Annotated in this window: 19 protein-coding genes; all 19 read left to right on the top strand. The window is 46.0% G+C overall.

Annotated features, from left to right (window positions below; genetic code table 11):
* Positions 1–23: 23 nt before the first annotated feature.
* The 19 genes from HP548_RS07750 to pduL all read left to right on the top strand — a co-directional run bounded on the left by HP548_RS07750 (position 24) and on the right by pduL (position 20,356).
* Positions 24–2,765 carry an FtsK/SpoIIIE family DNA translocase gene (locus tag HP548_RS07750; protein ID WP_175381341.1) on the top strand — a complete coding sequence of 914 codons (2,742 nt, stop codon included), beginning with the start codon at positions 24–26 and terminating at the stop codon, positions 2,763–2,765.
* Positions 2,766–2,952: 187 nt separating this feature from the next.
* Complete coding sequence (gene sleB / locus HP548_RS07745) at positions 2,953–3,783, top strand: spore cortex-lytic enzyme (RefSeq protein ID WP_175381340.1); 831 nt, start codon at positions 2,953–2,955, stop codon at positions 3,781–3,783.
* Positions 3,784–3,909: 126 nt separating this feature from the next.
* Positions 3,910–5,190 carry an EF-P 5-aminopentanol modification-associated protein YfmF gene (gene yfmF / locus HP548_RS07740; RefSeq protein ID WP_099853249.1) on the top strand — a complete coding sequence of 427 codons (1,281 nt, stop codon included), beginning with the start codon at positions 3,910–3,912 and terminating at the stop codon, positions 5,188–5,190.
* Between the two features lie 3 nt (positions 5,191–5,193).
* Positions 5,194–6,474, top strand: coding sequence for an EF-P 5-aminopentanol modification-associated protein YfmH (yfmH, locus tag HP548_RS07735; protein ID WP_099853246.1), 1,281 nt, complete (start codon positions 5,194–5,196; stop codon positions 6,472–6,474).
* Position 6,475: 1 nt separating this feature from the next.
* Positions 6,476–7,246, top strand: coding sequence for an elongation factor P 5-aminopentanone reductase (gene ymfI / locus HP548_RS07730; protein WP_076289541.1), 771 nt, complete (start codon positions 6,476–6,478; stop codon positions 7,244–7,246).
* Positions 7,247–7,421: 175 nt separating this feature from the next.
* The gene (locus HP548_RS07725; protein WP_062833846.1) at positions 7,422–7,685 is read left to right on the top strand and encodes a DUF3243 domain-containing protein; all 264 of its coding nucleotides are present in this window, start codon (positions 7,422–7,424) and stop codon (positions 7,683–7,685) included.
* A 197-nt stretch (positions 7,686–7,882) separates the two neighbouring features.
* Complete coding sequence (locus HP548_RS07720; protein WP_024630282.1) at positions 7,883–8,650, top strand: DUF3388 domain-containing protein; 768 nt, start codon at positions 7,883–7,885, stop codon at positions 8,648–8,650.
* 66 nt (positions 8,651–8,716) lie between these two features.
* Positions 8,717–9,769, top strand: coding sequence for a helix-turn-helix domain-containing protein (locus tag HP548_RS07715; protein ID WP_099853240.1), 1,053 nt, complete (start codon positions 8,717–8,719; stop codon positions 9,767–9,769).
* A gap of 68 nt (positions 9,770–9,837) precedes the next feature.
* The gene (locus HP548_RS07710) at positions 9,838–10,008 is read left to right on the top strand and encodes a hypothetical protein (protein ID WP_157258470.1); all 171 of its coding nucleotides are present in this window, start codon (positions 9,838–9,840) and stop codon (positions 10,006–10,008) included.
* Positions 10,009–10,160: 152 nt separating this feature from the next.
* On the top strand, positions 10,161–10,652 hold the full coding sequence (locus tag HP548_RS07705; protein ID WP_017689115.1) for a YajQ family cyclic di-GMP-binding protein: 492 nt from the start codon (positions 10,161–10,163) through the stop codon (positions 10,650–10,652).
* A gap of 322 nt (positions 10,653–10,974) precedes the next feature.
* Positions 10,975–11,562, top strand: a complete 588-nt coding sequence (pgsA, locus tag HP548_RS07700; RefSeq protein ID WP_063566359.1) for a CDP-diacylglycerol--glycerol-3-phosphate 3-phosphatidyltransferase — start codon at positions 10,975–10,977, stop codon at positions 11,560–11,562.
* Positions 11,563–11,669: 107 nt separating this feature from the next.
* Positions 11,670–12,926 carry a competence/damage-inducible protein A gene (locus HP548_RS07695; protein WP_076289543.1) on the top strand — a complete coding sequence of 419 codons (1,257 nt, stop codon included), beginning with the start codon at positions 11,670–11,672 and terminating at the stop codon, positions 12,924–12,926.
* A 239-nt stretch (positions 12,927–13,165) separates the two neighbouring features.
* Positions 13,166–14,230, top strand: a complete 1,065-nt coding sequence (recA, locus tag HP548_RS07690; protein WP_076289544.1) for a recombinase RecA — start codon at positions 13,166–13,168, stop codon at positions 14,228–14,230.
* Positions 14,231–14,566: 336 nt separating this feature from the next.
* Positions 14,567–15,304 carry a regulatory protein RecX gene (locus tag HP548_RS07685; protein WP_076289545.1) on the top strand — a complete coding sequence of 246 codons (738 nt, stop codon included), beginning with the start codon at positions 14,567–14,569 and terminating at the stop codon, positions 15,302–15,304.
* Between the two features lie 310 nt (positions 15,305–15,614).
* Positions 15,615–17,156 (top strand): ribonuclease Y, encoded by a 1,542-nt coding sequence (rny, locus tag HP548_RS07680; RefSeq protein ID WP_062326115.1) that lies wholly within the window; start codon positions 15,615–15,617, stop codon positions 17,154–17,156.
* A 162-nt stretch (positions 17,157–17,318) separates the two neighbouring features.
* Positions 17,319–18,113 (top strand): TIGR00282 family metallophosphoesterase, encoded by a 795-nt coding sequence (locus HP548_RS07675; RefSeq protein ID WP_024630289.1) that lies wholly within the window; start codon positions 17,319–17,321, stop codon positions 18,111–18,113.
* A gap of 117 nt (positions 18,114–18,230) precedes the next feature.
* Positions 18,231–18,491, top strand: coding sequence for a stage V sporulation protein S (locus HP548_RS07670; protein ID WP_019005392.1), 261 nt, complete (start codon positions 18,231–18,233; stop codon positions 18,489–18,491).
* Between the two features lie 93 nt (positions 18,492–18,584).
* Positions 18,585–19,571 carry a dipeptidase gene (locus HP548_RS07665; RefSeq protein WP_175381339.1) on the top strand — a complete coding sequence of 329 codons (987 nt, stop codon included), beginning with the start codon at positions 18,585–18,587 and terminating at the stop codon, positions 19,569–19,571.
* A gap of 212 nt (positions 19,572–19,783) precedes the next feature.
* Positions 19,784–20,356, top strand: a complete 573-nt coding sequence (pduL, locus tag HP548_RS07660; protein WP_053783855.1) for a phosphate propanoyltransferase — start codon at positions 19,784–19,786, stop codon at positions 20,354–20,356.
* The last annotated feature ends 213 nt before the right edge of the window (positions 20,357–20,569 follow it).

Below are 20,569 nucleotides of genomic sequence, written 5' to 3'. Positions count from 1 at the left end.
ATTCTTCTGGGGGTGACCTGATTTTGGCCAGAAGAAAAAAGAGGAAAAAAAAGGCCGCAGCTTTTAGCGGCGTTTTAAAATATGAAATTTACGGCATTGTGCTTATAACCCTTGCCGTCATTGCTTTGTCGGGTGAAGCAACCGTAGGGCGCTCGCTTTCCAAGATGTTTGGGTTGATGCTTGGCAAGTTCTATTTTGCGATTCCGCTTATAGGGATCTATTATGGCTTAATGGTGATGATTCATCGAAAATGGCCGAGCGGCTGGACAACGCGCAAGACAGGGCTCGTATTGCTGGTGTTTGCTTTAACACTGATGAGTACCGTCTCTGCCATGCACCAGAAACTTATACCAGTTGGAGCCCTGGAGCCAGGTGCTGTACTTACACAGATACATAATGATATGCAAACCGAGTTGCTCACGCCTGCTGCGCCAGGCGAACGGGATTCGATGCTCAATAAGGACATTAGCGGCGGTTATATAGGAGCGGCGCAGTTTGCCTTGTTCTTGTGGTTGTTTGGCAGCTTGGGAGCCCGATTGATTATGATCGTGATGTTCGTTATCAGTTTCATGTTGATTACCAATCTTTCTTATGTCGATCTGATTCGCATTTTCAGAACGAAAATATGGGATGCAGGTAGTGCGATGTACAAAAAGCTGGAGGCTAGACCAGTAGCACGTGCTACTTCAAGCTCTACGAGCAAGAAAAACGGGAATGTTCGCAAAGTGGTACCTGTTCCAGTAGACGACGAGGAAGATGATGACGATTACGATGATCTGCAGAATCAACAGCTACCGAAACGAAAAGCACCGATTTTTTTCCAACTCTTTGGAAAATGGGGTTCTGATCGGGAACGGACGAAGGCTGAGCGTGGAGTGGACGAGGATGATTCTTTAGACGCGGAACATGTCGTCTACCGTGCGGAGCAGGAAACTCCTGCGGATTCATGGCATGATGAGCCAATCATCGCATCCGATGTAATGGCTCCTGCAGCAGTTCCTGTGCAATCAAGACCTAATTCGGCTCCAATCATCCGTGACTTCTTTGAACATGTCAGATCCGAGGATGCTGGTAAAGATGATGATCTGGATGATGCGTATCCTTTCCCAGATGATCTAACGGATAACATGCAGGCAGAAGAGCCTCCAATTAAGATCTCAGATGAACTTGTGGATAACAATGAGTGGCCTGAAGCGGCGGATGCTGGAATAGCTACGATGGATGCTGTTGAGGGTAGTTCGGACGTTGGGTCTACGTTGAGTAATGGGGCTCAAGGTTCGGTTGTTTCAGATACGGAGGGGCAGGAAGTGCAGCCAGTTAAGCCACCACCACCACCTCCGAAACCTTATAAACTTCCGTCATTCAGACTTCTTTCCAAGCCTAACAATGGAGGTAAGGGTGGCGATCAGAAGGATTACATGCAGACTGCACGCAAGCTGGAAGCAACGCTGGAAAGCTTCGGTGTTCGTGCCAAAGTACTTGAAGTAGTCAGAGGCCCTGCTGTTACACGGTATGAGATCCAACCGGATATTGGTGTGAAGGTTAGCAGAATTGTAAGTCTGACAGACGATATTGCTTTAGCCCTGGCGGCTAAGGATATCCGAATGGAAGCACCAATTCCCGGCAAATCCGCAATTGGTATTGAAGTACCTAATGGAGAGGTATCCGTAGTAACAATGCGGGAGGTTATGGAGACTGCCACATTCCAGGAAGCCGAATCCAAAGTGACCATTGCATTTGGGCGAGATATCTCTGGACAGACGATCATCGGTAATCTGGCTCGTATGCCCCATTTGCTGGTGGCTGGTGCGACGGGTTCAGGTAAATCAGTATGTATCAATGGTATTATTACGAGCATCCTGTACAAAGCGAAGCCAGATGAAGTGAAATTTTTGATGGTCGATCCCAAAATGGTCGAGCTAAACGTATATAACGGTATTCCGCATCTGATGGCACCGGTCGTAACGGATCCTAAAAGGGCCTCACTTGCTCTCAAGAAGATCGTTGTTGAGATGGAGAAAAGATATGAGTTGTTCTCCAAATCCGGTACACGTAACGTTGAAGGTTATAACAATCTGATGAAAGACAACCCAGCGGCGGTTTTGCCTTACATCGTTGTTATCGTGGACGAGCTGGCTGACCTCATGATGGTTGCCGCCGGTGACGTGGAAGATGCGATTGCTCGATTGGCTCAGATGGCGCGTGCAGCGGGTATCCATCTGATCATTGCCACACAGCGCCCTTCTGTGGATGTTATCACTGGTGTAATCAAAGCCAACATTCCGTCCCGGATTGCCTTTGGTGTATCCTCTCAAGTGGATTCTCGAACCATTCTGGATATGGGTGGGGCCGAGAAGTTGTTGGGCCGAGGAGATATGCTGTTTATGCCTATGGGAGCTTCGAAGCCGGTTCGTGTACAAGGCGCTTTCATGAGTGATGAGGAAGTTGAAAATATCGTGAATTACGTGCGTGGTCAAGGTGAAGCGCAGTATGACGAATCCATTGTTCCTGAGGTGGATGATTCCGTTCAGGCAGCAGATGAAGTGCAGGATGAGTTATATGAACAAGCAGTACAGATTATTTTGGAGGCGAAGCAAGCTTCCGTTTCTCTATTGCAGCGCCGAATGCGAGTGGGTTACACGCGCGCAGCACGTTTGATTGACTCCATGGAGGCCCGAGGTGTGATTGGTCCTTACGAGGGCAGTAAACCAAGGGAAGTATTGATCTCACTGGAACAGTATCAACAGAATAAAATAAGCTCGTAATACACAGCATGTGTAAAAGATCCAAGCCCTTAACCTTACTGGTTGAGGGCTTTTTGCATGCCATTTGACTGAAGATTTGCCATGATGTCCAATGATCGGAGGATTTGGTGCATAGGAACGAAGTATGCTTGTCATAATAACCTTAGCGATTCTGTTAATCCCACAAGAGAAAGGTAGAGCACAGTCGATGCGAAAAATGAACATATGGCTTTTCACTGCTATTTTGCTGATGTCCGCATTGGGAATTCGTTATTTGCTTCCTGGGAATACAGCAACCGAAAGTCCAAACCCAAGTACCCCGCAAGTCGAAGAGCAGTCGTTACCCACCTTTAGCACCAATGCTGTGAAATATGGAAGTTACGGTCAGGATGTATACGAGCTTCAAGGCCGGCTAAAATATTTGGGATTTTACAATGGTAAAATTGACAGTAATTTCGGCAGCACCACATTGAAATCAGTAAAATGGTTTCAATCGGAATTCGGCATGAAGGCAGATGGTGTGGTTGGAGCCAAAACCAAGCTGAAACTTTACAATGCTTCAAAACAATGGTCGCCAACAGAAACACCGTTGCATAAGGATCAAACCTCAGGAGAGAGTGGCAACAATAACAATACTGCGGATAAAGAGCAGGACAATATGGGCTCTGCCAATTCCATGGGATTGTCAGAGAACGAAATCAAAATTATGGCTAACGCGGTATATGGTGAATCTCGCGGAGAGCCATTTGAAGGTCAAGTGGCAGTAGCGGCAGTTATCCTGAATCGTGTGAAATCGCCGAGTTTCCCGAACACACCATCAGGAGTGATTTTCCAGCCGGGTGCGTTTACTGCCGTTGCAGACGGCCAGATTTATCTGGAACCGAATGCTCAAGCTAAAAAAGCAGTTGAACAGGCGATGAATGGTTGGGACCCATCCGGTGGATGCCTCTATTATTTTAATCCGAAGACAGCTACATCCAAATGGATCTGGACACGTCCTCAGGTAAAAACAATTGGGCAGCATATATTCTGTATGTGATGATCTTGGAAGCAACCAGAAGGCGTGACTTCGGTTGCTTCTTGCCTTTTGAATGGGTTAAAATGGTTGTTACGTTTAAGCTTCACTTATTGCATGATAAATGACGCCGTAAAGGGGTTTTGACATTTGAATACATCAGGATTTGAACGAGGAAACCGGAAAGAATTCCGCATACATGTTCTTCCTACGAAACGTTTTAAGACATTTGCGATCTCGCTTTACGCAGGGGTTCCCCTGCAGGAAGATACGGTTACCAAAGTAGCCTTAACACCTTTCGTACTTCGGCGCGGGACCGAATCCTATCCGGAAACAACGCAATTTCGTGAACAATTGGAACATTTGTATGGAGCGGGTTTTGGCTTTGATGTCTATAAACGTGGCGATTACCAGATTGTACAGTTCCGTATGGATACCATTAATGATTCCTTTGTTGGCGGAGACGAGCAGCTGTTGGATCGTTCTTTTGCTTTTCTAGGTGAGGTCCTCACACGCCCTGCACAGGAAAATGGACATTTCAGAACTTCTTATGTACAAGCTGAGCGGGAGACTGTTCGCAAAATGCTGGAGTCCATCGTCAATGACAAGATGCGTTATGCTGCGGAACGTAGTATTGAGGAGATGTGTAAAAACGAACCTTACCGCTTGCACCCGCTTGGTGAACGCAAGGATTTGCCGGGCATTGATCCAGATACATTGACAGCTTCGTATCAGGAATGGTTGCAGCAGGCAAGTATGGACTTGTATGTGGTGGGCGACACCACGCTGGAAGAGGTAGAGAATCTGGTTCAGCGTTATTTCAATGTAGAACGAGCGACCTCTTCTGACTATCATACACAGGAAGCTATTCGTGGAGATAAAGAAGTGGAAACCGTTGTAGAACGGCTTAATGTTAATCAGGGTAAGCTCAATATGGGGCTTCGCACGTCTATCACTTATGGTGACCCTCAGTATGCAGCTGCTTTGATGTATAACGGCATTCTCGGAGGATATCCTCATTCCAAGCTGTTTGTTAATGTTCGTGAAAAAGAAAGTCTTGCGTACTATGCCTCTTCCCGTTATGACGGGCATAAAGGGATTGCAACGATCCAATCCGGGATAGAAATCCCCAATTACGAAAAAGCCGTCATGATTATCAAGCAGCAGCTGGATGAAATGAAGAATGGGAATATCACTGACCTGGAGATGTCCCAGACCAAGGCGATGATCCGTAATTTGCTCAAGGAAATGCAGGATTCTGCATTTGAGCTGATTGCTTATGATTTTAATCGACAATTGTCCGGCAAAGAACGGACCGCCGAGGAACTGCTGGCCCAAGTAGAACAGATCAGCAAAGAAAATGTTCGTGAGGCGGCAGAGAAATTCCGTCTGGATACGATTTATTTCTTGCGTGATGAGAAGGGGGAATAGTCGGTGGAGAGCATAACATACGATCGCTTGCAGGAAACGCTGTATTACGAAGTGATGGATAACGGGCTGCATGTTTATATTCTGCCTAAACCGGGTTTCCAGAAAACATATGCCACATTTGCAACCAAATACGGCTCTGTGGACAATCATTTTAAGGTTGAAGGACAAGAGGAAGTGAAGGTTCCGGACGGAATTGCCCATTTTCTGGAACACAAAATGTTTGAAGAACCAACAGGAGATATTTTCGCTACATTTGCTTCTCATGGAGCTTCTGCCAATGCTTTTACCAGTTTCGATCAGACGGTTTATTTGTTTTCGGCAACGGAACATGTCAATGAAAATATACAAACATTAGTTGATTTTGTGCAAAATCCTTACTTCACCGATCAGAATGTGGAAAAGGAAAAAGGGATCATCGCACAGGAAATTAATATGTATGCGGATAATCCGGATTGGCGCGTTTATTTTGGCCTGATTGAGGCGATGTATCAGAAACATCCTGTGCATATTGATATCGCCGGAACCGTTGAATCCATTGGTACTATAACCAAAGAAACGTTGTACACGTGTTACAACTCTTTTTATCATCCAAGCAATATGCTTCTGTTTGTCGTGGGTGGAGTAGATCCGCAGGAAGTGATCGATATGGTTCGTTCGAACCAGGCGAAGAAAAATTACAAGCCTCAAGGGAAAATCGAGCGGATTTTTGAACCGGAACCTAAGCAAGTGGGCGAAGCTAGACGTGAATCCAAATTGGCCGTTTCCCTGCCCAAATGTTTGTTTGGTTTTAAGGAAACTGAAGTGGGACTTACTGGAGAAGACCTGCTGCGCCGGGATATGACAACTAAACTAATGATGGATCTGTTATTTGGTTCCAGTACCCCGCTATTTCAAAAATTGTACGATGAAGACCTGATTTCGGACAGCTTTGGGCATGAATATAACAGTTCGCCGCAATATGCTTTTTCTGCTATTGGCGGGGATACCAAAGACCCGGATCAACTGCTTGCGCGTATTCGTGAAGAAGTCGATGCTATTGTGGAAAAGGGATTTGATGCAACCGACTTTGAGCGCGCACGCAAAAAGAAAATAGGTGGATATTTGCGTATGCTCAATTCACCAGAAAACATTGCGAATGAATTCACGCGTCAGCAATTCCGTGGTGGTGATTTTTTCAACATGCTCTCGTTGTATGAATCGCTCACACTGGAAGAGGTAAACCTTAGATTGAAAGAGCATATTCGTTGGGATCAACTGGCGATATCGCTTGTCGTGAGTCCTTAATATGGAGAGGGGAACAGGACAATTGAAGCCAATTGGAGAAATGACAGTACTTGTAACAGGCGCGAGCGGAGGCATTGGAGCAGCTATCGCAGAGCGTTTTGCCAAGGTGGGCATGAATGTAGTGATTCACTATATGAAATCGCATGAAGCAGCTAATGAAGCGGCGAGAAGGTGCATGGAACAAGGCAGTGGTAAAGTGATGACGGTGTCTGCTGATCTACGCAGTCGGGAGCAAATTGAACGAATGCGTGAGAAGCTGGAATCACATGGGCTGATGCCGGATATTCTGGTGAATAATGCAGGGATATCTCATTATGGAATGCTGTCCGATGTTACGGAAGAAATCTGGGACGAAGTGATGGCGATCAATCTGAAGGGCACGTTCTTGTGCACACAGGAAATGATGCCTCACATGATCTCCCAAAGATATGGTCGAATTATTAACGTGTCGTCTATCTGGGGACTATCGGGTGCCTCTTGTGAGGTGTTGTATTCTACAACCAAAGGCGGTGTAAATGCTTTCACCAAGGCTCTTGCCAAAGAGCTGGCTCCATCTGGCGTAACGGTGAATGCTGTAGCTCCTGGTGCAGTTCAAACATCCATGTTGAACCATCTGGACCAGGATGAACTAAAAATGCTGGAAGAGGAAATTCCGGCAGGAAGACTTGCCCAGCCAGATGAAATCTCATCACTGGTCTACTTCCTTGCACTTCCCGAGTCTGGATACATTAATGGGCAGATTATAAGTCCAAATGGTGGCTGGCTCACGTAATATATGGGGGAGCGCAATCAATTTTGTTTTAAATACGGGGTAGTTTCTTGATGGAAATTAATGATTTGTAGATGATCTTCGATTAATTCAAAAATGCTCGTATATAAAATGTCCGGGAAGCACATATTACAACTGTTGATTTTAAATCTCATGCGTCAGCTAAGGAGGATTTATCATGTCAACAGAAAAAACAGTGCTCTCAAGTTTTGACACATGGAAGAAGTTTTTGGGTGACCGCGTGCTGCAAGCAGAGAAGATGGGGATGAGTGAAGATACCATCAACAAACTTGCATACGAAATCGGTGACTTCCTGGATGAGAAAGTCGATCCGGCGAACCATTCCAACCGGGCATTGAAAGAATTATGGGATGTCGGCGATGCAGATGAGCGTCGTACGATCGCGTGCCTGATGGTCAAATTGGCCAAACAAAACGCATAAGATTACAGATGGAAAGCTCCCGCAAGGGGGCTTTTCTCTAATGATTACACATTGATTACAGACCTGTTCTTGTAATTCATTTTCATTTTATATATCATTAACGTGACCCATTTTTAGAAGATATCTCAGATTGTCGTCCAATGGACGCGTTCTGTTACTGTCGAATAATGTGGAATAATGCTTTACGGGGTGTTTAAATGGAATCTAAACAATGGTATATGGAGTATAAAATACATAAGAACAGACCCGGCCTTTTGGGGGATATTGCCTCTATGCTGGGGATGCTTGAAGTAAATATATTGACCATCAACGGTGTTGAAGGCAAAACCCGGGGGATGCTTTTGGAATCGGACGATGATGAGAAGATCCGTCTGCTGGGTGAAATGCTTGGCAAAGTGAACAGCATAACTGTGTCTGCTTTGCGTCAACCGAAACTGGTAGATATTCTCGCTGTCCGTCATGGTCGTTATATTGATCGTGATTCGGATGATCGCAAAACATTTCGTTTTACGCGGGACGAACTTGGGTTACTTGTGGACTTTTTGGGTGAAGTATTTAAGAGGGAAGGCAATCAAGTCATTGGTTTGCGTGGAATGCCGCGTGTAGGCAAAACGGAATCCATTATTGCAGGCAGCGTATGTGCGATGAAGCGCTGGACGTTTGTTTCCTCCACACTTCTTCGTCAGACCATAAGAAGCCAGATGTCAGAGGACGAATTGAATCCAAACAATGTGTTTATCATTGACGGAATTGTCAGTACGATTCGTTCAAGCGAACGGCATTATAATCTGTTACAGGACATCATGACGATGCCAAGCACCAAGGTTATTGAACATCCGGATATTTTTGTGCAGGAGTCTGAATATGATTTTAATGATTTTGACATTATTATTGAACTGCGCAACAATCCGAATGAAGAAATTATTTATGATACGTTTACGGCTAGCTACACCGACGAACTGTAACGCTCCGTACGGGATCATGAAATAGATAAGCAACAACCATAGAGATAAACATAAGGAGGAGATGGCATGTCTGAACTGGGTCAGCAGTTAAGGGAGGCCCGGCTGCAAAAAGGGATGAGTCTTGACGATGTACAGGAAATGACTAAAATTCGCAAGAGGTATTTGGAGGCAATAGAGGCAGGAGACTACAAAGTGCTGCCTGGCAGCTTCTATGTGCGTGCATTTATCAAAACCTATGCGGAAACGGTGGGACTAAATCCTGATGAGCTGCTGGAGGGACATAAGAAAGATGTACCTGCAGAAGAAACGGAAGCAACCATGGAGCCAGTTATTCAAAAGCGTTCAAGCCGCCCGGTAGAGCGCAGTAACCGCTGGATGTCTGTTGCGCTGATGTGGACTTTTCCGGTATTAATTCTTGTACTGTTGTACGTGTATGTAGTGATGAACAAAGATGATTCGGATACACAAGGGCTGGATCAGACGAAGATCACAGACAGCCAGCAGCAACCTCAAGATAAACCGGATGAGCCTACAGATAATGGCCAAGCTTCTAATCCTCCAGCTAATGAACCAGGTAGCGGAGAAACGAATGAAGGCGAAGCAGGCGGTAACGGTGGCGGAACAGCAGAGGGGCAGCCTGACGGACAAACTGACGGACAGACGGATGGTCAAACAACGGGTGAAAATGAAGAGAACCCAACAGACAATCAGCCAGCTTCTGTAACTGTTGCTGAAGACGGAAAATCAGGCAATATTACGAACTTCAAAGTGAACGGCAGTGCAGGGCAGCCTGTGACGGTTACAATTAAAGCAACGGGGCATAGTTGGCTGGAAGTATACAAGGGCGAGAACTCTAGTGGCGAGAAGTTGGAATACGGCAACACCGCTGAGGGAGACAGTTATACTTTTGAATTGGACAGTGCAGGAATGTATATTAAGTCCGGTTACGCTGCAGCGACCACAATTGAGGTTGCAGGGCAGGTTGTGACAGACGGGAAAGCGACGAACCGCATTCGGTTAAGACTTGGTGAGGATACGTCCTCCACTGGTACTGAAGGCACAACGACGAATGAAACAGGAAGCAATACTGAAGGAAGCACCGGCACTAGCGGCGAATAACCAAAGTTTCTGCGGGAGACACTAACCTTGTCTTCAACTTGCAGTCAACTTTTGGTGAAGTGAGGTGGATGGCTGTGACAGTCAGCTGGATCGTAACAGGTTTGGGGATCATTGTCAGCCTCCTGGGTTATTACTTGACTCCAACTGCTTGGGGTTACGGAATTTTGGGTTTTGGACTTGCACATGTACTTCTGGGTGTGCTTGACATGTTCAGACAACCTAATCGCAGCCGTTATTAGAAGGACAGCCGCACAAAAAGCATTTTTGGCAACCATCATAAGTGGCAGCCAAAAATGCTTTTTTATTTTGAAAAACTTCATAAAATTAGACTTTTGCTTGGCGTATCCTCTATAATGTTACAGAACATATGATTACTGAAAGGGTGACTGGTTTGAGTTCAGAAAATTCATTTGATATCGTGTCCAAAATGGACTTGCAGGAATTGACAAATGCCGTTACACAAACGGAAAAGGAAATTGGCACGCGTTATGACTTCAAGGGCAGCAAGAGCAGTCTGAAACTGGATAAGGATGCGTTAACGATCGTATCTGATGATGAGACCAAACTCAAGGCTGTTATCGATGTATTGCAATCCAAGATGGCTAAGCGGGGTTTACCTCTAAAAAACATTGATTATGCAAAAGTAGAACCAGCTTCTTCAGGTACAGTCCGCCAGCGTTTGAATTTCAAGCAGGGGATTGATCAGGATATCGCTAAAAAAATTAATATTCTGATTCGTGACTCTAAGATGAAGGTGAAGAGTCAGATTCAGGGAGATCAGCTCCGGGTAACAGGTAAAAGTAAGAATGATTTGCAAGCAGTTATGCAGTTGTTGAACGGTGCCAATCTACCTCTGGATCTGCAATATACAAACTTTAAGTAATATCTCCTCTTTGTAGCAAGGTATGTTTTTTGACACTACAATTGGCGTATATTATACTAAGTGTGCATTGCTGGCAGATAAGCATCAAAGCCCAGTCATCATCGTTTGCTGACTTTGTGAAAAGCAGTACATCTTCTGAAAGTCACCGGAACGTTTAAAACGGTTTTGCGTTTGAACGGTTGACTTTATTTTTTGCGTTTTTACATAGTGAGAGCACTTTAGTGCTGATTGACAGTGAAACTGTACATTTCATGTTCCGGATGATGAATACGGGATTAAGATGAATGTTTGGAGTAATGGAGGATAAGAGGGAGGGCGTCTTGTGAATTTACCCAACCGGATTACGCTTGCACGAATTTGCTTAATCCCTTTTTTGATGGTGTTCCTGCTCGTAGATTTTCCGTTTTATCCAGAGCCGTTGCAATTGGGAAGTTTATCACTTCCGTATAATCAGTTGATTGCTGCTGTCATTTTTATCATTGCAGCAAGCACGGATGGAATTGATGGCTATCTGGCGCGGAAAAATAATATGGTCACCAACCTAGGGAAATTGCTTGATCCGCTGGCTGACAAGTTGTTGGTTACTGCGGTGCTGATTTCACTTGTGGAAATGGGCAAGTTGGATTCCTGGATTGCTGTGGTCATTATTAGTCGTGAGTTTGCGGTTACCGGCTTGCGTCAGATTGCATTATTGGATGGTTCGGTTGTTGCAGCAAGTGCCTGGGGCAAACTGAAAACCGTCGTGCAAATTGTGGCGATTGTGCTGCTGTTGTTGAATAATTTCCCGTTCTCATTTACGGGTATTCACATGGACGTTATTGCCGTTTGGGCTGCAGCGATCATTACAATTTGGTCAGGTATTGATTACTTTATCAAAAACAAAAATTTGCTTCATTTATCAAAAGCGTAACGTTTGAGGTTAAATGGGTAAGCATGAAGAAATCATTTGTACGAAGGGCAATAGGAAATTATCCTATTGCCCTTTGATCACTCACCACGTGTACAGGAGGATGCTGAATGAAGGCAGAAATCATTGCAGTTGGCACAGAATTGTTGCTTGGACAAATTGTGAATACCAATGCCCGATATCTATCCCGTGAATTGGCTGCGATCGGGATTGATGTATATTTCCAAACGGTGGTTGGTGATAACCTTAATCGACTAAGTGACGCTATTCGCATCGCCCAGGGTCGTGCAGACGTCATTTTATTTTCCGGGGGCATCGGTCCCACACAGGATGATCTGACCAAGGATGCGATCGCGGCGGTCTTGAACCGCAAGCTGCATATAGATCGAATGGCTATGGACAAAATCGAGAGCTTCTTCAGAGATCGTAATGTGGACATGACCGAAAATAATCGCCGTCAGGCGATCGTTATAGAAGGTGGGACACCGCTGGCGAACGAAACAGGCCTTGCCGCAGGAAATGCGATTTCCGACAATGGCAAACATTATGTAGTGATGCCTGGACCGCCGAAAGAGCTGATTCCAATGTTTGAACAGGAAGTTAAACCTTGGCTGTTCCAGCATGTACTAACAGAAGAAATGCCGATTTACTCAAAAATGCTGAAGTTTGCAGGGATCGGAGAATCGGCATTGGAAGACCGACTCCTGGATCTGATTGATACGCAGACAGATCCAACGATTGCTCCTTATGCCAGTGAGGGAGAAGTTACGGTACGTGTATCTACAAAGGCTCCAAGTGAGAGTGAGGCGAAGCTGAAGCTGGACGCAATGGAAGTTCAGATCCGGGAACGATTGCCAGAGCATCTCTACGCGAACGAGGATGTGCCTATAGAGTACACAATCGTAACGATGATGTCTGATATGGGTCTGACCCTTAGCGCGGCTGAGAGCTGCACAGGAGGGCTCGTCATGCAAAGTCTGACGTCAGTCCCTGGCAGTGCTTCGATGCTTAAGGGTGGAATAGTATGTTACTCCAATGAAATTAAGGAGAAGCTGCTCCATGTGCCACATGCCTACCTAGAAGGTGAAGATGCACCGGGCGCAGTGAGTCCGGAAGTCGCCAAAGTGCTGGCAGAACAGATTCGCATGATTGGGGATGCCGACTTCGGTCTGTCGGTTACAGGTGTAGCGGGACCTGGTTATTCTGAACGCAAACCACCAGGACTTGTTTTCATCGCTCTGGCTCAACGTGGTAAAGAGACAGAAATTCATGAACTGCGCATTAATGGCAATCGGGAGACGGTGCGGATCCGTTCAGCGAAGGCGATTCTTTACCGTTTGTGGCGCAAACTTGTGGAGATGGACTAGTTCATAGCTCGGATTGCATTTGCTAAGGCAAGCAAGTATAATAAAGGAAGACGGAAGAACCGTAGAATCAGGCTTTACAGCCTTGTTTACGGTTCTTTTTTCTGTTTAATGGAAAGTTTGCTTGAGGAAGAGGCGCCTCGGCCTTCACAAAAAAAACGAATGTATGTTCGAAAAAAAGCTTGGCAAACGTGTTAAAACAAGGTATCATTATCTTATAAACAGTAAAGGGTGTGAGCTTATTGTCAGACCGTCGTGCCGCGCTTGATATGGCGCTCCGTCAAATAGAGAAGCAATTTGGTAAAGGATCCATCATGAAACTGGGTGAGTCGACTCACATGCAAGTGGAAATCATACCCAGCGGTTCCTTAGCTCTGGATATTGCATTAGGAACAGGCGGCTTGCCTAAAGGCCGTATTGTTGAAATATATGGACCAGAATCTTCCGGTAAAACAACTGTAGCATTGCATGCGATTGCTGAAGTACAACGGGTGGGTGGACAAGCTGCATTTATCGATGCAGAGCATGCTCTTGACCCGCAATACGCAAGCAAACTGGGTGTTAACATTGATGAGTTGCTTCTGTCTCAGCCAGATACGGGTGAGCAAGGGCTTGAAATTGCAGAAGCGCTTGTACGTAGTGGAGCTGTAGATATTGTCGTTATTGACTCGGTTGCTGCATTGGTACCAAAAGCGGAAATTGAAGGCGAAATGGGTGATTCCCATGTCGGTTTGCAAGCACGTCTGATGTCTCAGGCGCTGCGTAAACTGTCTGGTGCAATCAGCAAATCCAAAACCATCGCAATCTTCATCAACCAGCTTCGTGAAAAAGTCGGTGTTATGTTTGGTAACCCGGAGACAACACCTGGTGGTCGTGCCCTGAAATTCTACTCTACAGTACGTCTGGATGTACGTCGTATTGAGAGTATTAAATCAGGCAATGACATCATCGGTAACCGTACTCGTATCAAAGTTGTAAAAAACAAAGTGGCACCACCGTTTAAACAAGCGGAAGTGGACATTATGTACGGTGAAGGTATTTCGAGAGAAGGCAGTATCATTGATATTGGTACAGAGCTGGACATCGTGAACAAAAGTGGTGCGTGGTACTCTTACGAAGGCGAGCGTTTAGGTCAAGGACGTGAGAACGCCAAGCAGTTCATGAAAGAGCATCAAGATATTGCTCAAGTAATCGAGCAAAAAATCCGTGTAGCCAGCAACTTGACTACTGCAGTTCCTGTGCCTACGACTGAAGATCAACAAAAAGAAGCGGCAGAAGAACAAGAATTGTTTGAAATTAACGAGTAATGCTCTGAATCCCCGAAACTTGTCTGAGTGATCTTGGCTCGATCTAGATCTAGGCTAATGGGGTAAGGTGTGCGCTCGCGCTGTCCAACAGCCTCTGTCCGAATGGGCAGGGGCTGTTAGTACGTTTTCTGTTAGGGAGAGGCCGGACATTGTTTCCGGCCTTTTGTATTACATCTGGTGTCTCTGTGAAATTACGCTCTAAACGTATGCAGTTTATCTGTGTTATCTCCGTCGGAGATCTGCTAATCGGATTCAAGAAAGTCTTTTGTTTTGTTCTGTGCTATCAGTAGACACCAGGTGATACAAGTATCAAATGATGTGGAAGGGGAGACCGAAATGGATCAACATGAAGATGATTTATATGAAGAAGCCAAGCTGGAGGGAATCTCCCAATTCCCGGATAACGAAGAACTTATCATTACACGAGTTGAACGAACGAAGAGCAGGGAAGCTCGTTACCGAATTACCTTTGGTTTATATTCAATTACGGTGCTTGAAGATGTAATGATTAAATATCGGATGACCCGGGGAAATACGTTTCTGAAAAAGGACTTGGAAGATATCATTATTGCTGACGAGCGACAGCGGACGTATGTGCAGTCTTTGCGATATCTGGAGCATAAACCCCGCACACGCCACGAATTAAGTCAGAAGCTGCGTCAGAAAGAGTTTGCTGCATCGTTGATTGAAGAGGCCCTGGATCGGCTTGAGCGGGAGAACTTGGTCGATGACGAACTGTTTGCGAAGGAATGGACTCGTCAGCGTATGGAGGGCCAGCGGAAGGGAAAACTGTGGATAAGGCAAGAGCTGCGTCAGAAGGGCATTGCCAATGAGCTAATTGCTGAAGCGCTGGAAGGTGTAAGTACAGATGCGGAATATGAGACGGCTCTAACCGCCGGACGCAAAAAATGGAATCAGGTCAAAGGAGACATCCAGGAGAAGAAACGTAAAACGCTTCCCTTCTTGATGCGACGAGGTTTTTCCATGGATATGGTGCGTCGGGTCGTGAATTGTTTAATTGAAGAAGACGAGGCTAAAGACCTCGAAGATGACGAAGCGTTGTTATGGGATTAGCAGACTGGACCCACTATACTGCATTCTCTTGACAATTTCTTTCGTCAAATACTAAAATGGACATGAGTCTGTAAGAAATGGACAACCCTTTTTCCTTCCAAAAAAGCGGTTTCTGTTTTTTAAGATTTATACCATTCATGATTATGGGTTCGCTGGAAACGGTGAATAGTACATGGAAGCATGTACATGTGAAATGAAAATCGGCGGGGGATCGCCGTGAGTATTCGTTATTCCCAAAAATATGTAAGGCTTGAAAACAACAAATTGACCCAAGGAGTGCCTTGGAGGAACCAACGAGGAGGTGAACAGTATGGACATCGTAATCACGATCGTTCTCGTTGTGGCCGCGCTCGTTATTGGGTTCGGAGTAGGGTATTTTATTCGCAAATCTCTTGCAGAGGCTAAAATCTCCAGTGCGGAACAAGCTGCCGTGCAAATCGTGGAGAACGCGAAGAAAGAGGCAGAGGCACTGAAGAAAGAAACGGTGCTGGAAGCGAAGGACGAAATCCATCGCATTCGCGCCGAAGCTGAAAAAGACACTCGTGAACGTCGGAACGAAATTCAACGACAAGAAAGACGATTGTTGCAAAAAGAAGAGTCGCTGGATAAAAAATTGGAATCACTCGAACGTAAAGAAGAGCAAGTGGCTAACAAAGAGAAACGAATTGATGAGACACAGCAGCAGATCGAGATGATCTACAAAAACCAGGTGACGGAGCTGGAGCGCATATCCAACCTCACTATGGAAGACGCACGCAGTATCATACTGTCCAACGTAGAACAGGAAGTTCGTCATGAGACGGCTCAAATGATCAAGGACATTGAACAGCAAGCGAAGGAAGAAGCGGACAAAAAGTCCCGCGAGATTATTACACTCGCTATCCAACGCTGTGCGGCTGACCACGTGGCCGAAACAACGGTATCCGTTGTTACTTTGCCAAATGAAGAAATGAAAGGCCGGATTATCGGTCGTGAAGGACGTAACATCCGTGCGCTTGAAACCCTTACAGGGATTGACCTCATTATCGATGATACGCCAGAAGCTGTTATTCTGTCGGGCTTTGACCCGATTCGCCGTGAAATCGCCCGTACTGCCCTCGAAAAACTGGTGGCTGATGGACGTATTCACCCGGCACGGATTGAAGAGATGGTGGAGAAATCCCGCAAAGAAGTGGATGAGCGTATCCGTGAATACGGTGAGCAAGCTACCTTTGAAGTGGGCGTGCATGGTCTGCATCCGGACTTGATTAAAATTCTGGGCCGGTTGAAGTTCCGTACAAGCTACGGTCAAAACGTCTTGAAACATTCGATGGAAGTCGCTTATCTGGCTGGATTGATGGCTGGCGAACTCGGAGAAGACGTAACCCTAGCAAGACGTGCAGGTCTATTGCATGACATTGGTAAAGCGCTGGATCACGAAGTGGAAGGATCACACGTCGAAATCGGCGTGGAACTAGCGAAGAAATACAAAGAACATCCGGTTGTAATCAACAGTATCGCGTCCCATCACGGGGATTGCGAAGCGACTTCGGTTATTGCCATGTTGGTTGGCGCAGCAGATGCGCTCTCCGCAGCAAGACCAGGCGCACGCCGCGAAACGCTGGAAACGTATATCAAACGACTGGAGAAGCTGGAAGAAATTTCGGAATCGTTCGAAGGTGTCGAGAAATCGTATGCCATTCAGGCCGGACGCGAAGTTCGCGTCATGGTACAGCCTGAGAAAATCGACGATGCTGAAGCCTTCCGCCTCGCACGTGACATCACGAAGATGATCGAGAACGAACTCGATTATCCGGGTCACATCAAGGTCACCGTCATCCGGGAAACCCGTGCGGTTGAATACGCAAAATAGAGCATTACGGAAAAGTGGCCGCAGTAGTGGGCCACTTTTCCTGTTGATAGCCTGTTAAAAGGCATTTTTATAATAAAATTGATGAGCAAGAGATAGAGGTCCTGCGAAGTTTCGGATGCTTTGAAGAAGGCTGCGCATGGTAGGGATTAAGGAGGCAGTAAAATGAAAGTATTGTTTATTGGTGATATTGTGGGGAATGTGGGGCGTAAGGCACTGAAGGAGAACTTGCCCTACCTCAAAACGAAGTATAAGCCACATGTGGTCATTGTAAATGGGGAAAATGCAGCGGCAGGCCGGGGAATTACTGGGGCAATTGCGAATGAATTTTTCAACTGGGGTGTGCATGGCATCACCCTTGGTAACCATACCTGGGACAATAAGGACATATTTGATTTTATAGATGATGAGCCACGTATGATTCGTCCTGCGAACTTCCCTCCGGGAACGCCAGGCAGAGGGTACACGGTAGTCAAAGGAGAAGGCAAGGAGCTGGCGATTGTCAACCTGCAGGGCCGGACGTTCCTGCCTGCTCTGGATTGTCCATTCCGCGTTGCCGATGAGATTGTGGATGAACTGCGTCAAGACCATAAATGCATACTAGTCGATATGCATGCTGAAGCCACGTCAGAGAAGATTGCCATGGGCTGGCATCTGGATGGACGTGCATCGCTGGTCGTAGGTACACATACACATGTGCAGAGCAACGATGATCGTATTTTGCCTGGAGGAACAGCTTATTTAACCGACGCGGGTATGGTGGGGCCGCGTGACGGCATATTGGGCATGGAGCGTGAAGCGGTGCTTCGCAAGTTCTACACTCAGCTTCCGGTACGATTTGTTGTTGATGATGGCAAATGGCATTTCCACGGTGTATTTGTGGAGATTGATGAAGCCACAGGTGCTGCAACACGCATTGAGAAAATTCGTCTGATGGAGGACGAGTGGCGCATGGAATAGGGGTATTGTCCCATTTTGCAGGGAAACCCGTCTAAAAAGAAGGAATTTTTTTGCCTCCCGCGAATAACATCTAGTAAGTGGAAACAAACATTCAACATTCCCAGGGAGGTACTTACCATGGAAGTATTAAAAGTTTCAGCAAAGTCCAATCCCAATTCCGTAGCCGGCGCTCTTGCAGGTGTTCTTCGTGAACGTGGAAATGCTGAACTGCAGGCAATTGGAGCGGGAGCACTGAACCAAGCCATTAAAGCGGTAGCGATAGCCCGGGGATTTGTAGCACCAAGCGGAGTTGACTTGATTTGTATTCCAGCTTTTACAGACATTGTGATCGACGGCGAGGACCGAACGGCCATTAAGCTGATTGTGGAGCCCAGATAATACATGCGTTTATGCATTGAACCTGTTTACGAAGTAGACAGGTTTTTTTGCGTTTTAATTCCATAACATAACCGTGTAGAAGGAGAGATTTTGATGCACAACTGGCGAGTAGCCGATTTTCATTGTGATGCTTTGAGTAAAATGCTGATGAACCCTAGCCATTCATTTGAAAATGCTTCACAGCTGGATGTGAATCTGGAACGTATGAGGGAAGGTAACATTGGTTTACAGGCCTTTGCAATCTATTTGCCCGAAGTGCTTGGCAGAGGCAAGTTTGAACATGTGATGGGCCAGTTGGACATCTACCGCAAGCGAGTGGAGATAACCAAAGAACGAACTGAAGGCACACATACATTATTATGGCGAGAACAGCTTACGCAGATCGGGCAGACGGACAGACCATGGGGGCTACTCACACTTGAGGGTGTAGATGGACTGGAAGGCAATCTCTTTTATCTGGAGTTATGTTATCAAATGGGTGTACGGATCGTTGGGCTTACCTGGAACTATGCCAATTGGGCAGCTGATGGTGTACTAGAGAAGCGTGGAGCGGGACTTACGGAGAAGGGCAGGGAGCTGGTTCAACTGTGTAACCAAATCGGCATGCTGCTGGATGTTTCGCATCTGACCGAAAAAGGCTTTTGGGAACTTGCTGACCTTAGTGAACGTCCTTTTATCGCTTCGCATTCCAACAGTTATGCCATCTGCCCGCATGTGCGTAATTTGAAGGATGATCAGATTCGAGCTATTATTGCCCGGGAAGGGCGCATCGGACTGACGTTTGTGCCGTGGTTTGTGAAGCAAGAAGGCGAAGTATGTATTGAGGATCTACTGCCTCATATTGAACGGATATGTTCCCTGGGTGGGGAGCATCATCTGATGATGGGGTCTGATTTTGACGGAATTGCTACGTATATCCATTCGCTTGAACATACCGGGCAGTATCCAAAGCTGATAAATACGCTGCTCAAGCACTACGACGAATCAATCGTTCGAGGTTGGATGTGGGGCAATGCGATGAGTTATTTAGGAGAAAACTTGCCGGAGAAAAATTTGAAGATGGAACATGGGAAATCATGATACTGTTGGCCATCTGAATAAAACGAACTGAAAGCAAAAGTCGTACATCTTAGACGGATTTACCAAATGTTAGGGATTAATGATTGCAAAATAAGTGTATTTCATGAATTTTCAGCAGTTCGTTTTCATTTCACCTCAAAAAGGGGTATAATACCATAGGATTGTTAAGAGCCTGGCTACAGGCCATAGATAAACAAGGAGTGAAATTCACAATGAGCAAAACAGTACCTGTGGGCGTGTCTGCCCGTCACATTCATGTATCTCAAGAGCACGTTGAAATTTTGTTTGGTAAAGGCTACGAATTGACTGAGTTTAAACCTCTGTCCCAACCAGGACAATATGCTGCTAACGAAACCGTAGCGGTTATTGGTTCAAAAGGACAGTTTGATAAAGTGCGTATCCTTGGACCTGTTCGTCCGGAAACGCAACTGGAAATCTCAATGACAGACTCTTTCGCTATTGGTGTTAAGGCACCTGTACGTGAATCCGGAAGCATCGAAGGTACTCCAGGTATCACAATTAAAGGACCTGCTGGCGAAGTTACAATCGATAAAGGTGTTATCGTTGCTGCTCGTCACATCCACTTCCATACTTCTGATGCTGCTAAATGGGGTATTGAGGACAAACAATTGCTGAAAGTTCGTCTGGGTGGAGATCGTGGTCTGGTACTGGAAAATGTACTGGCTCGTGTATCGGACTCCTTTGCACTGGACATGCATATTGATACGGATGAAGCTAATGCAGCTGGCGCTCGTAACGGCGATACTGCTGAAATCATCGACTAATCACATGGAACCAATCTTCAGCCGTGATCCTGGCGGTTTGAATGAACTTATAAACCTGAGTATATCCACAGCGTCGCTACATTCGACCTGAGGATAGCTCAGGTTTTTGTGTTTTCGGGCTGTTTAGCACACCGGCGGGGATTTCGAATGAGGCGAAGAGGCAGCGGCTTTGGATGTGGAACTACAGCCCAATTCATGTTATAATTTGCTGTA

Source organism: Paenibacillus taichungensis, assembly GCF_013359905.1.
Lineage (GTDB): Bacteria > Bacillota > Bacilli > Paenibacillales > Paenibacillaceae > Paenibacillus > Paenibacillus taichungensis.
The sequence above is the reverse complement of the archived record's forward strand: the minus strand, read 5'-3'. Positions and strand labels throughout refer to the sequence as shown.

What these genes read in the sequence shown, in the direction of transcription:
- sleB (WP_175381340.1), top strand. Translation starts at nt 2,953, where the DNA reads ATGCGAAAAATGAACATATGGCTTTTCACTGCTATTTTGCTGATGTCC.
- ymfI (WP_076289541.1), top strand. Translation starts at nt 6,476, where the DNA reads ATGGAGAGGGGAACAGGACAATTGAAGCCAATTGGAGAAATGACAGTA.
- HP548_RS07725 (WP_062833846.1), top strand. Translation starts at nt 7,422, where the DNA reads ATGTCAACAGAAAAAACAGTGCTCTCAAGTTTTGACACATGGAAGAAG.
- HP548_RS07720 (WP_024630282.1), top strand. Translation starts at nt 7,883, where the DNA reads ATGGAATCTAAACAATGGTATATGGAGTATAAAATACATAAGAACAGA.
- HP548_RS07715 (WP_099853240.1), top strand. Translation starts at nt 8,717, where the DNA reads ATGTCTGAACTGGGTCAGCAGTTAAGGGAGGCCCGGCTGCAAAAAGGG.
- HP548_RS07710 (WP_157258470.1), top strand. Translation starts at nt 9,838, where the DNA reads ATGGCTGTGACAGTCAGCTGGATCGTAACAGGTTTGGGGATCATTGTC.
- HP548_RS07695 (WP_076289543.1), top strand. Translation starts at nt 11,670, where the DNA reads ATGAAGGCAGAAATCATTGCAGTTGGCACAGAATTGTTGCTTGGACAA.
- HP548_RS07685 (WP_076289545.1), top strand. Translation starts at nt 14,567, where the DNA reads ATGGATCAACATGAAGATGATTTATATGAAGAAGCCAAGCTGGAGGGA.
- rny (WP_062326115.1), top strand. Translation starts at nt 15,615, where the DNA reads ATGGACATCGTAATCACGATCGTTCTCGTTGTGGCCGCGCTCGTTATT.
- HP548_RS07675 (WP_024630289.1), top strand. Translation starts at nt 17,319, where the DNA reads ATGAAAGTATTGTTTATTGGTGATATTGTGGGGAATGTGGGGCGTAAG.
- HP548_RS07670 (WP_019005392.1), top strand. Translation starts at nt 18,231, where the DNA reads ATGGAAGTATTAAAAGTTTCAGCAAAGTCCAATCCCAATTCCGTAGCC.
- HP548_RS07665 (WP_175381339.1), top strand. Translation starts at nt 18,585, where the DNA reads ATGCACAACTGGCGAGTAGCCGATTTTCATTGTGATGCTTTGAGTAAA.
- pduL (WP_053783855.1), top strand. Translation starts at nt 19,784, where the DNA reads ATGAGCAAAACAGTACCTGTGGGCGTGTCTGCCCGTCACATTCATGTA.